Below are 13,843 nucleotides of genomic sequence, written 5' to 3' on the forward strand. Positions count from 1 at the left end.
AAGTTATTTTCTCGTTATTTCCGCGTTTCCCCACCTGAACACACTCGCCAACTCAAGCCAGATATTCTTGGCAAACACAAACCTGAGCGAACTCACGGTCAGCCTCATAGCCGACAAAAAAGCCCCGATCTCTCGGGACTTCCAATGCAGTGGGAGGGACTCGAACTCTCCACCTACGGCTTAGGAGGCCGTTGCTCTATCCAGATGAGCTACCACTGCAAAATACCTATTAATTATAATAGTTTTCGCAAGGTTAAGCAATCTGAATCCCGGAGAAGTTTTCGGGCTCGCCCCAATGAAACGCCTCCTGCCAGGGACCTGTGTTCGGAATACCCAGCAGTCAATGCCCGTTCCTAAAACGTCCCCAGCCCATGAAAGAGTTGCCACAGACAAACCAACGTACTCAAAAATAAAATCACCGTGATCGTGAGAAAAATCCGGCGATCCCGTAACTGCGCCCAGTTCATATAAGTGATCCCCGCCGCAAAACAAGTAAAAATGATCAAAGCGCCGCTAAGCATCAACCAGCCGCTACTCATTCGACCCAGTTTCCTTGGCGGAACAAAGGTACGACTTGGCCATCTTTAGTAATGCCGTCGATCGCCATCGCCGCTGAGCCGACCATGAAATCGACATGGATCTGGCTACTATTAAGCCCCGCCTTTTGTAACGCCAATTTGGACATACTCGTACCGTCCTTAACTGAGAAAGGATAGGCCGCGCCGAGCGCCAAGTGGTCTGAGACGTTCTCATCGAACAATGTGTTGAAATAGGTTAGCCCTGATTGGGAGATCGGTGACTGATCTGGTACCAGCGCGACCTCACCCAAGTGACGGGCGCCGCTATCTGTTTTCAACAAATGATCCAAAGTTGCCTGCCCCTGCTCCGCGTGAGCTTCAACGACCTTACCTTTAGCAAACTTGAATTGCAATCCTGACAAAATCGTCCCCGCATAGCTGAGCGGTTTCGTGGAGCTCACTGTGCCATCAACACGTTTAGCATCCGGCGCAGTAAAAACCTCCTCAGTCGGCATATTCGGAATAAAGAAATCACCTTTTTCATTGTTGGCCCCAGCCGCTTCCCAACGGTGATCTCGCGGTAAGCCAATCGTCAGATCAGTCCCCGGCGCCGTGTAGTGTAACCGGTCAAATTGATAATCATTCAACATTTTGGCCTTGGCGCTCAACCGGGCGCGATGATCTTCCCAAGCCTGAACAGGATCAGGCGTATCCAAGCGCATCGTTTTAAAAATCGCTTGCCAAAGTTGCGCAGTCGCTTCCGCCGGTGACGCTTCTGGGAAAACTTTTTGTGCCCAAGCCGGACTTGCGGCGCCAATGATCAGCCAGCTGAGCCGATTACTTTGCGTCGCGCTTTTGACCGCTTGGATCCCTTGACTATCACGACGTTGATAAGCCGCGATCTTAGCCGCGGGCAAGCCAGCAAACGTATCCGGGTCACTGGACATCACGACTAGCCGTTTGACCCGTTGGACCGCGATAAATTCCGATAACGTTTCCTGATGAGGCAAAACCGTGCTGAGCTCATCCTCGGATTGATAACGAAGCGCCAACCGCTGCAATTGTGGATCCTGCCATTGCACGATCACATTGCGGGCACCTGCACGATACGCGGCTGCGACCAATAAGTGAGCAAATGGCGCCTGTTCAATATCGATCGACAACGTCATCAAATCATCAGGTTGGATATTTAGGCCGATCTTGATCGCTAACTCGGCATAAGTCTGCAATTGTTGCGTTAAATTTGGTGTAGTCATGGGATAACCTCTTTTCATAATCTATCTCTTCATTTTAACACGTGGCGCGCATGGCGCAACGGGGCTTTTGGGCTTCTTTGTAGCTTGGCTGTCACTTTCATTGCGGATGGCGGGGAAGATTGCGGTGAAAAACTAGACCGTTCTAATCTTGGCCGTAACTTCCACTGCGTAGTTCGAGGTGAGTTTGCTGTAAATATCTGTTTCGTTCCAACGTTGGCCGCGGGCTGCGTTGCGTGTGGCAGGTGAGCTCGCTGTGGGTGCTGTTTTAAGCCTCGCTTTGCGCGTCTTAAAATCAGGCCTTGGTCTAAGTGGCACAGCCACTAAGACCAATTTCACGGCGATCTCACCCGCCACACTCCACTCCGCCCGCTCAACCGTTTTAAGCAAATCAAGCTGCCGCGCCATAACACCTGCTCGTGTAAATTGACAGATTCCCACGCAGTTGAGGACCATGACTAGTGGTCACAAGTTCGTACTGATCGTCACACCGTAACAATTGACTACATGATCACGGCAACTCTGGTCAAACAGCTGACAGGCCTTTTCTCGCAAAATGAAATGATAGCATTTTGACCGCCACACTTGCAAAAGCACTTCGTAACCTACTTCGCCCAGATTGCAGATAAGCTCGATTCTGCTCAGCAACCGCCTCAGGGCGTGTGGCTCTATCTTGAGTGTGAGCCGACCTGGTCAGCTTCTGAGCATTAGCCTAGTTCTTATTTTGGAAGCGTGTTTTGCTTCCGGAATAAGAACGTAGCTATGCGGAAGAAGCTAGGTCGGCGAACACGTTTCAGCAGTGAAATTTGTCTTTGTAGGTGCGCAAGCAGCTACTTAGACAAAGGCTCGCTTTGAAGACAAGCCGCCGTATTTGCGGATTGGCTTCAAACGATGCCCACTGCGTTCCAGCCACTAAAAACGCCCTGAGGCGGTTGCGTCACCGCCAAACTCAACTACATCTGCAAGCAAGCGAAGTAGTAAATATAGAAACCGTTTTTTTCAAATCAAGATATAACGATAACCTTACCAATTCTTGAGTTGCTAACACATAAGATAGCACCCATATTTATTCAATATTTCGTTTGACGAGTTTTTTGCGTTAGAAATCGGGCGCAAACAAAAAATCGCGATAGACGATCCTATCGCGATTTTTTTGATTCAATAAGGTCATTAAGACCAACAGACGTGTCCGGTCCTAGCTAGGTTAATGCTCAAAGTCAAACCGTTGCGCGCTGCACTCTGTTTCTAGAAATAATCCCACAGCATTGGTTTGTCCACATAGTTCAAACAGGCTTGTAATCGGGTCAAAACCTCCGTCGAGGCCTGAAAATCGACCCCGCTTTGTTGAAGTTCTTGGAAAGTCCGATAACCTAAGACGACCTTAGTCAACTGCCGCGTATCGATCCGCAGGTCAACTTTCTCAGTCGAGCTGGGTCGTAACTGACCCTGACCATTTGTCACCGTCAATTCCCAAACGCCAGCATTCTGTGGATAAAAATCATCACTGATCGCCAAGGTCACTGCCGCCGGTAGATCTGCCGTAAAATGCCACTGCGCTAATAATGCTGGCCAGTCCGCGACCGCCGCCATCATGTAAGGCTGGATCGTTGTCTGAACTTGGTAAGCCTCAGGCAACCAGTCATTACGCAGCGACTGATTGCCGCTAACATAAGTGAAGCGCTGATAGGCACTGATATGCTTCCCAATAAACGTTTCGAGTCGTGATTGCGCCGCAGTAGTCGTGGTCATTAATTCGACCACTTGAAATTCAGTACCTGGCTCTCGTTCGTATAACAAATAGCCATCAAGTTCGTCCGCTTCATCATAACTCAAGGCTAACTCCAGTCGTTGATGTTTGCTGAAACGATAGTGTTGCCACCAATCGGGACGCGTGACCCCGCCATGCTGACTTTGCATATTAGCCTGATAGATCTGGGCCATTTCCCGCAAATGATCCGCAAAACGCGCGCGCATGACTGATCCTGACTGATTTTTCGTTAAGCGCGGAAAATCAGCCGCGGCCAACTGATACTTGACCTGATCAAATACCTGTTCATAACCAAAACGCCGATAAAAGCGGAAGGAGAACGGAGCCAAGTAGGATAAATAGACCCCATCAACAGCCATTTGGGCAAAGGCCGCTTGCATCAGCTGACTGATCGCACCTTGACCGCCAAACTCAGGGTAAGTGGCCACATAGCCCACTGCCCCCATTAAAAGTTCACGACCATGCCAATTGACTGGTAAGTTAGTGACGATCAAACCACTTTTGACCTGGCCGGTATCATCGAGTAACACAAAGACATGACTATGACTAGCCAAGACCAGTAGCTTCTCGCGACGACCGGCATTACTCGCTCGATCGAACGCGTAGTAACAAAGCTCTAAATACTGATCGAGCAGCGCTTGGTCAGTTTCTTGGAGCAAAACGACCTTGGTCATTTTTGTTCTCCTAAGTCCTCACCATTGCTGGCAATGACCTGTTTGTACCAATAGAAACTGTCTTTCGGATAACGAGCCAGATCCTTCTCACTTTCCTCATCACGATTGACATAAACGAAACCGTAACGTTTACGGTAGCCATTGAGCCAACTCAGAAGATCGGTGAAGCTCCAAGTGGTGTAGCCGATAACATCGACGCCGTCACTGATCGCCTCATGGATTGCTTTAACGTGTTCGCGCAAGAAGTGAATCCGATAATCATCATGGATCTCGTGATCAGCTTCTAAAGTATCGAACGCGCCCAAACCGTTTTCCGTGATCAAAACTGGCAATTGATAGCGACTATTGATCCGCCGTAACGCGATCCGCAAGCCGATCGGATCGATATTCCAATCCCAATCGGTCTTTTGCAAATGATCGTTCTTAGCCATCTTGAATAAGCCGGGAACACCGGATTCTTGCGAAGTCCCCTTCTTACCAGAAGTATTCTCCGCAGCCATGCCCACACCATCTAAAGGATTGGCGGCTACCGTATTGGTTTGATAGTAATTCAAGCCCATGAAATCAGGATGCGACAATGGATCTTTCAACAACGCATCGTCGGCTTCAGTAACTTCTGGAGCGAGACCTTGCTCTTCTTGCCATTTCCGGATCAAATCAGGATAGTGACCGAAAACATACATATCCATCCAATAACCAGAATTAAATTGTTCCGCATTGTCCGCTGCCAACTGATTGATCGGCGCTGAGTCAGCGGGATAAGCCGGGCTATAAGCGAAACTTGGTCCGATCTGACCTTGGAAACCATGTTCGTGGAAATACTTGATCACCGTGGCGTTGACCAAATTACCGATATGGTTCGCCGCATACATCCGCTTAGGATCTTTAACTGCTGGTGGATGACTGGCCATCAAATAGCCATGTTGCATAAAAATGTTCTGTTCATTCAAAGTGACCCAATAACGGACCCGATCACCAAAACGTTCAAACAATGTTTTCGCGTAATTCAAGAAATCAGGAATGATCTGCCGAGATTCCCAGCCACCATATTCATCCTGCAACGCTTGGGGCAAGTCCCAGTGATAAATCGTTACCACAGGTTCGATCTTATGGGCGATCAAATCATTGATCAGATCGTCATAGAATTTCAAACCAGCTTCATTCGGTTCACCTTTACCATTGGGGAAGATCCGCGCCCAAGCAATTGAAAAACGATACGCCTTCAAGCCAGCCTCAGCCATCAGGTCAACATCTTCTTGATAGCGGTGGTAGTGATCAACGGCCACATCACCATTGGTTCCTTCGTAAGTCTTGCCAGGGATCCGGACAAACTTATCCCAAACCGACAGACCTTTACCGCCTTCGCGATAAGCGCCTTCGATTTGGTAAGCAGCCGAAGCAGAACCCCACAAGAAACTCTTAGGAAAAGCGGTCAATTCTTTGTGTTCCATTCTTTCGCCTCCGATTATTACTGGTACAAGTGTCTAATAAGATTCTTCGATCTGGGTCAACATTTTGCGAAAATCACGGCGCCGCATCCAGCCCATGATCCAACCAACGACCATGTTGTTGACTTGCCGCATCCAACTCTTCGCTTCCACATGCTCTTCATAAGTCAACTCAGTTTCGTGATCACTGAGCGCCTTGATATCATAACTGACCAGAAACTTAGTCTGCGTGGATTGCGTCTCATAATGATAGGCTTCGTTAGGAATCAATTTGGTGATCAATAAGTTGGCCGAAGTCGTATTATTGAACTTCTTTACGTAGCTAAAACCAGCGAGTTGGTCTTCCGTGATATCATCGCCAGTTTGTTTTCGAATATCATAGAGAACAGAATCAATGATCTTGTGATAAAAGTAAGTGCTAGGAATATTTAGTTTCTGCACGATTTTCATTTCTTAATCACCTTTTTTTCTTTGGCAGTCACGGCTTCTTTGGTCGGTTTAGCATGAGGATCATGGTCAAGAATATACTCGGCATCAGCCTTTTTATTCTCTTCAGCGATCTTCGCACTGTACACCTTGGAATCATGACGATACCACCAGAAACCAAGTCCAACAATAATCAGACCTGCAAACATGATGCCTGTGCGAATATCAGTCGCGCCAGGACTTGCTGGGCTAAGCATGATCGTTAAAAAGCCGATGCTCATTACAAAAAAACCGCGACGAGGCATTATTTCTCTACCCCAGCTTGGAAATAGAGCACCATGCCCCATGATTGTGCTTTGATCAAAGATTTCGCTAACTTAGCAGCCGCGTCTAAATCTTCAGCCGTTGTATCGAAAACCAATTTCATTCCATTTTTGCTTTTGAGTTTGAAAGAAATGCCATTTTCATCATAGTTGTTCAACAGGTCAATGATCTTGTCTTGAGAAATAGGTGCGTTTAAAAAAATCATAGTTTTGATCTCCTTTGGATTGTCATTAATATTTTTACTACTACTATAGGATAAGCCATTTTACCGCTTAAATGCAACAATTCTGGATAGATTATCAGTGAAATCGACCCGAATTTAGTGACGATTTAAGCGTTACTGTCGCCAATAAAAAGTACTGATCGACGAAAGCGCTCTTTTTAAGTTAGAAAGGGCCAGCAGATCAATGACCTGCCAGCCCCTTTCTAGATAACTTAATCAAACTTATTCAGTTTTGTAATTAAGCTGCTTGTTCTTCGTCAGCAGCCATCCGACTTGAAGCAAGAACGAATGGTAACCAGATGAAGAAGGCAATAACCATGTTGACCAAAGCTAACACGGCAGCGCGCCAGTCAAAGTTCGTGGCCATCCATGCCAGCAATACTGGTGGGGTGATCCAAGGAACTGAAACTGTCACTGGGTTGACCCAATGTGCAGCAGTTACGAAGTAAGCGATGATTGTGTTAACAACTGGTGCCAAGATGAATGGAATGAAGTAAATTGCATTCAAGACGATTGGCAAACCAAACATAACAGGTTCGTTGATGTTGAACAGGCCAGGAGCAAACGCTAATTTAGCGACAGCCTTTTCATCAGCACGTTTTGAGAAGATCAAAATTGCTGCCAACAGAACGATCGTACCACCAGAACCACCAAACCATACGTAAGCATCAAATGAACTACGAGTCCAGTAGTAAATTGGGTTCGTGCCATTCTTCAATGCTTCGATGTTCAAGTTCTGTGTTGGTGTCCAAACACCTTCCAAGATTGGGCCCAAAACGTTTGGTCCGTGAATACCGAAGAACCAAAGAATTTGAACTAACAAGGAAACCAAGATAACTAAACCAGGGCCTTGACCTAACTTCATCAATGGTGCTTGGATCGTTGCATTGATCCAATCCCCGAAGACTTGACCAGTCATCTTTGTAAACAAGTAGTTAACGATGGCAACAATGAAAATCGCAGCCATTGAAGGAATCATTGCTGTAAATGCTTTTGATACTGCAGGTGGCACTGTATCAGGCATCTTGATCGTGATGTCTTTATGCAGTAACCAGATGTAGATAACAACTGCTAAACCGCCAAGGATCATGGCAGTGAACAAAGCAGCTGAGTTCAATTGACCCATGGTGAACAATCCACCAAGAGTAACGGTCTTGCCATCAACTGTTGCGCCAGCGTCAGTGAACAATTTAGCAACATCTTTAGATAAAGATTTGCCTAAGCTCAATGAAGTCGTAGTGTTAACAGAGATGAAGAACGCCGATAAGGAAACCAACGCGCCGCCTAAACCATCAGCATGATAGTTCTCAGACAAGTGGTAGCCCCACATTGCTGCGAAGAAGACCGCGAAGATCCCTAAAGTACCATTCCAAACCAAGCCATCAATGGCAACGATTGGTTGAACGCCCTTAACAAAGCCGTCCCAGCCCCATTGAGCAGGGTAAGTGTTCAACAACGCGTTTAACAACGTTGCGAACGAACCAGCCATGGTGATCGGCATCGTGGAAATGAAGCCATCACGTAAAGCGACTAACCAAGGAATAGAGCCAATTTTTGTAGCAATTGGCACAACATATTTCTCAAGCCAATTTACAATCCCTTGCATAAATATAACCTCCAAAATAAAAGCTAACCCATATTTTCAGTCTTTCGACCAACCCAAAAAATAAAAAATTGCTAAAAGCGAAAAACAATGCTAAACATAGTTGCCTATGCTTCTTTACCAGCTAATTTCTTGTACAAATCAACGATTTCGCCAGCTAAATCACGGAAAGTGATCGCGTTCATCAAATGATCCTGTGAATGCACCATCAACAAAGTAACTGTGACATGTTCACCACTCGCCTCTTTGGTCAACATCCCGGTCTGGGAATTATGAGCTTCCGCTAATGATGCGTCTGCTTCTTTCAGCTTCGCGTCAGCGCCCTCAAAATCACCAGTCTTAGCAGCTTGAATTGCCTCCATCGAGCTACTCTTCGCGTTACCGCCATTGACGATCAAGCCCATGACCGCTTGTAAATTTTGATCTTCGTCCAATCTTCTTAGCCTCCTTCCGCTCTCAAAGTTGAAACATAAATAATTGCAATTACTGCTGATCCAGCAGCAAGCAATGAAAACATTTTCATTGCTACAACTAAGTTTAGCACAATCAAAACTTCACAACAAGTCTGTTTTTGTTACAAATTTATGATTGGTCCAGACCATAATTAGATTATAAGGATTTACTACTGGATTTGTCAACTACTTTTTAGTAGTATAGCGCAAATGAAAGCGGCGCCACCCACATTGCCAAAAGTCCTGACAACGCCACTGTTCATACGGGGTCTCTTAAGAAAATCCTACAAAAAGATAAGGTTTTAGCGGTGTTTACCAATATTTTTCTGATCACGGAAGCGCTTCTTCTTATGTGTCTTTTTTCGCAATTCTGGTGCTTTTTCCCGTGATTGGGGTGTGTCTGCCTTTGGCATAGACCAATTTTTTTCGCGATTTGGCCTAGTTTTAAGTGGTTTCTCTGTCTGCAGGTGTTTTTCGAGCAAATAGACCGTTTGGATCCGATAATGGGGCGCAACTAATTTTTGTAGATCACGACGATCATGATCATTGCCCAAGTTGATCACTGTCCCTTGATGGGCCATTCGCCCAGTTCGGCCAGCGCGATGAATATAGCTAGTCAAGTCAGCAGGCATGTCATAATTGATCACGAAACTCAACCCAGCAAAATCTAACCCTCGCGCCGCTAACTCGGTGGTCACCAGATAGGTCAATTTTCCTTGACGAAATTGCTGCATGATCCGTTGCCGTTCTTGACTGGACTCGCGACCAGTCAACATCCCGACTTTTAAATTGATGTACTTCAATGTTTTGAACAATGTTTGTGCTTGTCCTTGATGGCGCACGAAAACCAAGGCGTGATCGCCAGAGATCGGCCCCCGCGCCAGCTGTTTCATCAATTCGGCCTTATGATGATTGCCCACGATCAAGAAATCATGGGCCGTCTGTTGCTGTTGTTGATCGATTGCGCGTGTATCACAACGAACGAAATCATAGCCGAACCACTGAGCCAATTCCTTAAAGATCGGTTGTTCTGTCGCTGACATCAAGGCCAGTTGAACATCGGCCGGGAATTTACTGATCAATTCCCGCGTCGCGCCGATATGTTCTGGATCCAGTTGCAGATCCGCTTCATCGATCACCAAGGTAGTCAAGCGATCAGGCTTGATCTGACGCTGACCTAATAATTCGGTCAAACGACCCACTGTCGCTACGATAACCTCAGGATGTTCTTTTAATTGCGTCAATTGCCGTTTAAGGTTGGCTTTGCCAACAACGCCTTGGATCTTCAGATCGACCGCCGCTGCATAAGGTCGCAAAACTTCGCGGACCTGCATCACCAGTTCAGCGCTAGGTTCAAGGATCAATAACTGGGTACCTTGCCCAGGTTGTAGGGTTTCTAATAGTGGGAGTCCAAAGGCCAACGTCTTGCCCTTCCCAGTCGCGGCCAACCCCAGCACAGGTTCTCCCTGTTTAAGGGGCCAATAGACTGCTTTCTGGATCGGTGTTGGTTCAGTGAATCCTGCCGTCTGCCAAAGTCCCATAAAGGGCTGGATCGGCGCTTGATATTCAGATCTTGTTGTCATTTTTTCTGATCACTTTCAAAAACGATTCCTGCGCTAGCTCGTAAGTCGACCAACAAGCGAGTGACCTGACCGGCTAGTTGCCAATAATGTTTAAACTTATCCTCTTCACGATTGGTGAACATCAAACTGATCGCGTTGACTTCTTCCACCAAAGCGTTCTCGGCTGTATGTTGACTCAGATCCTGATAGACGGCCGGACTATCATATAAGCGCACTTGCGTTGGTTCGCCTAAGCTGTCCAACCAGAGGGTCTTGCGATGAGAATAGATCTCACTGGCCAAGAAGGATTGTTGATCCTTACCAAAAATCAAAGCCACATCGAATTTAGGATAATGTAAGCGCGCCAGCCCGTGGAGATCGATCCCATTTTCCGCCTTGGTCGCGTAATAAGCACTGGATTCAGGCACCCCGAACCAATCGACGGCCGCGTAAAGCAAATAAACGCCTAGGTCATAAAGCGCGCCACCTGCGAATTCTGGGGAAAAAATATTAGGTGTTTTCCCAGCTTGAAACGCATCAAAGCGACTTGAATATTTCATATAAGTCAAAGTCGCGCCTGTGATTTCAGTAAATTGACTGACTTTTTCTTGGGCGACTAAGTAATTACTATCAAATAAATGCCGCGCCGCTTCGATCACATGCAACTCTGGGCGCTGTTGCAAAATCGCATCGATCGCCTCGTATTCTGCGGTGTTGGCGAAGGCTGGCTTCTCCACGATCACACTTTTGCCATGTAACAACGCGGCTTTGACGTGATCAAAGTGTAAACTATTTGGCGATGCCACGTACACGACTTCCAGATCTGGCGCGCTCAAAAACGTCTCCAGATCATCATAGGCCGCGGCCTCTGGTAGAAATAGTTCATCGATCAGGTCCTGCGCCTTTGCTTTCGACCGCGAATATAAATGACTGACTTTAAAGGCGCGACTGGCGATACACGCCTCTAGAAAAGTTTTTGTGATCGAACTCGTTCCGATCGTTCCTACATTTGTCATGGGAAATGGACTCCTTTATTTTCTTTTGTCTCGTTAATCTTATTGTAACAAAAATGCCATCGATAAATCAGTGTTTTTCGTACCAATTTAGAATAACTGATGATATGATGAATGTATGAAGCAAAGGAGATAAAAATGCGAATTTCGGATATCTACGCTGCCGGGATCCATGGCATCAACCAAGTCAGTCGTTTTCTGACTCAGACGCGGCATCGCAAACAGCAGCAAAAGCGCGAGCCTGATCTCTCACTGCGCTATGGCGGTGACTGGTCGTTCATTGATCCCAAAACAAATCAAAAACACGACATGGCGATCGGCCGTGACTTTACGATCAAAATCGATCACAAAGCCCTCCCTGGTCGCATCATCGGTTTGGACGCGGAGCAACTGGTATTTCTCGACCATTATGGTTTTCAACTGAAAGTTTTCGCCAATCATTTAGGCCCGGTTGAGATCTATGATGAATCCAGTAACCAGACCTATCCCGTGATCAACAACCGTGATGTCCCACGCCGCCACCCTACCGAATCAACTGACCAGCCGCCTGTTTCGGACGAACCCGATCACGAAGACGACTTGATTTTGGCGATGGATGATTTAGTCGATCTGGATGATCCTGACACACAAGCTAACAATAAAGACAGCTCTACTATCGGTGAAGAATCAAATGTAGCCGCTGATGAAGGGAAAACGGAATTGACTTCTATTGATCAGCACGAAACTTCAGAAGTCTCAAATCCCCAACTCAAAAACCAATAATTTTCAATCAAAAAAGACTTGCGGCTTTTCATTCGCAGCAGGTCTTTTTTTGCATGATACTATCATGACTTCAGATCATTAACCATTAATCAAGGCAAATAGTTATACCATTTAAACTTTAGTGAGCGTTCACATAGAAAATCACGGTCTACATAATATGTCACTGATCAGCCCGCCGTTGATGCCAATAAAAGACGGGCACGCCCAGCGCTGTCATGCCGAGACCGATAGCCGCCAGGATCGGTTGCGTGATCAAGGTGGACAACACGATGAAACTCCCGCCCAAAATCGCGACGATCGGGACCCAAGGATAACCGTTGACTTGATATGGTCGCGCTAAATCTGGTTTTTTGCGCCGTAAAATAAAAACCGCCGCGAAGATCATTGTATTAAAGATCCACATGACAAAAACCAACATATCGGTGAGGAAGTTGAAGTTGCCTAATAGCAACATCACCAAGGCCACCGCAACTTGGAACAACGCTCCCCATAACGGCACTTTGGTTCCGGTCAAGCGGCGAAAACCACGGGCAAAGGGAATCGTATCATTGACGCCCATCGCATAGGCGACCCGCATGCCGGTCATCGTATAGCCATTGATCGCGCCATAAACTGACACTAAGATCCCCACGGTGACCAACCGCCCGCCTAAGTTGCCAAAGATGATCTGGGCGCTACTGGCCGCCGCCATAGGATCACTAGCCAATTGAGCCACGGGTAAACTTTTCAAAAAAGCCCAATTGATCAAAGCGTAGATCAAGGTAGTCAGGCCCAAGCCCAAAACGATCGCAATGGGCAAATGGCGCCGAGGATCTTTCATTTCTTCAGCCATATTTCCGACACTGATCCAACCATCATAGGCGAACATCGTCGCTAACAAACCACCGTTCAGAGCGGCGAACCAGCTAATGTTCTTGCCTGGCGCCACTGGCCACAAAGGCACGACCTGTCCCTGAGGCTGAAGCAGCCCAAAAATAATGATCAAAATGATCGGGATCATCTTAATGAATAAGGTCAAATTCTGAATCGCGCTACCCAAACGCGCGCCTAACAGATTCAAGCCTGTGATCGACAGCGCTACGAACGCCGCTACGGGGACGATCAATGTTGTCTGCCAGCCTGCCAAACTAACCAATTGGGTCGCAAAAATAATACTTAAGGCGGCGATATTGGCGGGATAATAAATCAAGATCTGGGCCCAGCCCAGTAAAAATGAAGGTAGCTTCCCATAGGCGGCTTCAATATAATTGACCGCGCCACCTGCCTTGGGGATCGAGGTCGAGATCTCCGCCACACATAACCCGCCGGCGATCGTCAGTAAACCCGCTAAGATCCACGTGACCAGCAACAAACTCCCGGACCCAGTATCCTTGGCCAAACTCGATACTTTAAAGAAGACACCACCGCCGATCACCGTGCCCATCACCGTTGTTAAAGCGGAAGTCAATCCCATCTCTCGTTGCAGCGTTGCTTTTTTCTGTGCCATAATGCCGTGCCTTTCCTTAAAAATCCATTTTATTATTTTACAGGATTTTGCCGACGAACGCTATCCTCAAGAAAATATCGCTAAGCTTTTTTAAAGGTTGTCCGCTTTGTCGGTTTCTATGGTAATGCAACGGCGTTCTAGTCAAAGGGAGCGCACTGTTGCGCTGATCCATAAAGGGTTGTGCGTTAGGCACCTGGGTAAATGTCGTCAGCATAACGGCGTTGTAGCGGCGTTGTGTCACGCTTACCTATTCAATTTTACGCGAAGCTGACCATGCTATTGCGCAATGCCAGCTGCTATTGCCAAGGTGAAAGCGCTGACCATTCTTTTT

Annotated in this window: 13 protein-coding genes and 1 tRNA gene; 1 reads left to right on the top strand and 13 read right to left on the bottom strand. The window is 46.9% G+C overall.

The features are described from left to right. Nucleotides 1–145: 145 nt before the first annotated feature. The 12 genes from OCU21_RS04190 to OCU21_RS04245 all read right to left on the bottom strand — a co-directional run bounded on the left by OCU21_RS04190 (nt 146) and on the right by OCU21_RS04245 (nt 11,267). Nucleotides 146–219 (bottom strand) — tRNA-Arg (locus OCU21_RS04190). A 134-nt stretch (nt 220–353) separates the two neighbouring features. After that, nucleotides 354–539, bottom strand: a complete 186-nt coding sequence (locus tag OCU21_RS04195; RefSeq protein ID WP_261806233.1) for a hypothetical protein — start codon at nt 537–539, stop codon at nt 354–356. Further along, nucleotides 536–1,774, bottom strand: a complete 1,239-nt coding sequence (locus OCU21_RS04200; protein ID WP_261806234.1) for an aminopeptidase — start codon at nt 1,772–1,774, stop codon at nt 536–538. The genes OCU21_RS04195 and OCU21_RS04200 overlap by 4 nt, the downstream gene beginning before the upstream one ends. A gap of 1,242 nt (nt 1,775–3,016) precedes the next feature. Continuing rightward, complete coding sequence (locus OCU21_RS04205) at nt 3,017–4,213, bottom strand: GNAT family N-acetyltransferase (protein WP_261806235.1); 1,197 nt, start codon at nt 4,211–4,213, stop codon at nt 3,017–3,019. Further along, complete coding sequence (locus OCU21_RS04210) at nt 4,210–5,664, bottom strand: glycoside hydrolase family 1 protein (protein WP_261806236.1); 1,455 nt, start codon at nt 5,662–5,664, stop codon at nt 4,210–4,212. The genes OCU21_RS04205 and OCU21_RS04210 overlap by 4 nt, the downstream gene beginning before the upstream one ends. A gap of 33 nt (nt 5,665–5,697) precedes the next feature. Then, on the bottom strand, nt 5,698–6,111 hold the full coding sequence (locus tag OCU21_RS04215; RefSeq protein ID WP_261806237.1) for a DUF3284 domain-containing protein: 414 nt from the start codon (nt 6,109–6,111) through the stop codon (nt 5,698–5,700). Beyond that, nucleotides 6,108–6,368 carry a hypothetical protein gene (locus OCU21_RS04220; protein ID WP_261806238.1) on the bottom strand — a complete coding sequence of 87 codons (261 nt, stop codon included), beginning with the start codon at nt 6,366–6,368 and terminating at the stop codon, nt 6,108–6,110. The genes OCU21_RS04215 and OCU21_RS04220 overlap by 4 nt, the downstream gene beginning before the upstream one ends. A 23-nt stretch (nt 6,369–6,391) precedes the next feature. Beyond that, nucleotides 6,392–6,616 carry a hypothetical protein gene (locus OCU21_RS04225; RefSeq protein ID WP_261806239.1) on the bottom strand — a complete coding sequence of 75 codons (225 nt, stop codon included), beginning with the start codon at nt 6,614–6,616 and terminating at the stop codon, nt 6,392–6,394. A 256-nt stretch (nt 6,617–6,872) separates the two neighbouring features. Then, on the bottom strand, nt 6,873–8,240 hold the full coding sequence (locus tag OCU21_RS04230) for a PTS sugar transporter subunit IIC (protein WP_261806240.1): 1,368 nt from the start codon (nt 8,238–8,240) through the stop codon (nt 6,873–6,875). Nucleotides 8,241–8,344: 104 nt separating this feature from the next. Next, the gene (locus OCU21_RS04235) at nt 8,345–8,641 is read right to left on the bottom strand and encodes a PTS sugar transporter subunit IIA (RefSeq protein ID WP_125596981.1); all 297 of its coding nucleotides are present in this window, start codon (nt 8,639–8,641) and stop codon (nt 8,345–8,347) included. Between the two features lie 350 nt (nt 8,642–8,991). After that, on the bottom strand, nt 8,992–10,272 hold the full coding sequence (locus OCU21_RS04240; RefSeq protein WP_261806241.1) for a DEAD/DEAH box helicase: 1,281 nt from the start codon (nt 10,270–10,272) through the stop codon (nt 8,992–8,994). Beyond that, the gene (locus tag OCU21_RS04245) at nt 10,269–11,267 is read right to left on the bottom strand and encodes a Gfo/Idh/MocA family protein (RefSeq protein ID WP_261806242.1); all 999 of its coding nucleotides are present in this window, start codon (nt 11,265–11,267) and stop codon (nt 10,269–10,271) included. The genes OCU21_RS04240 and OCU21_RS04245 overlap by 4 nt, the downstream gene beginning before the upstream one ends. 135 nt (nt 11,268–11,402) lie before the next feature. On the opposite strand from OCU21_RS04245, the gene OCU21_RS04250 reads away from it, so the two are divergent. Beyond that, entirely contained in the window at nt 11,403–12,026 is a 624-nt protein-coding gene (locus tag OCU21_RS04250; RefSeq protein ID WP_261806243.1) for a DUF4828 domain-containing protein, read from the top strand. 160 nt (nt 12,027–12,186) lie between these two features. Here OCU21_RS04250 and OCU21_RS04255 read toward each other — a convergent pair whose 3' ends face one another. Further along, nucleotides 12,187–13,512 (bottom strand): APC family permease, encoded by a 1,326-nt coding sequence (locus OCU21_RS04255; protein ID WP_261806244.1) that lies wholly within the window; start codon nt 13,510–13,512, stop codon nt 12,187–12,189. Nucleotides 13,513–13,843 lie beyond the last annotated feature (331 nt).

The organism is Lapidilactobacillus luobeiensis (assembly GCF_024345205.1).
Taxonomy (GTDB): domain Bacteria; phylum Bacillota; class Bacilli; order Lactobacillales; family Lactobacillaceae; genus Lapidilactobacillus; species Lapidilactobacillus luobeiensis.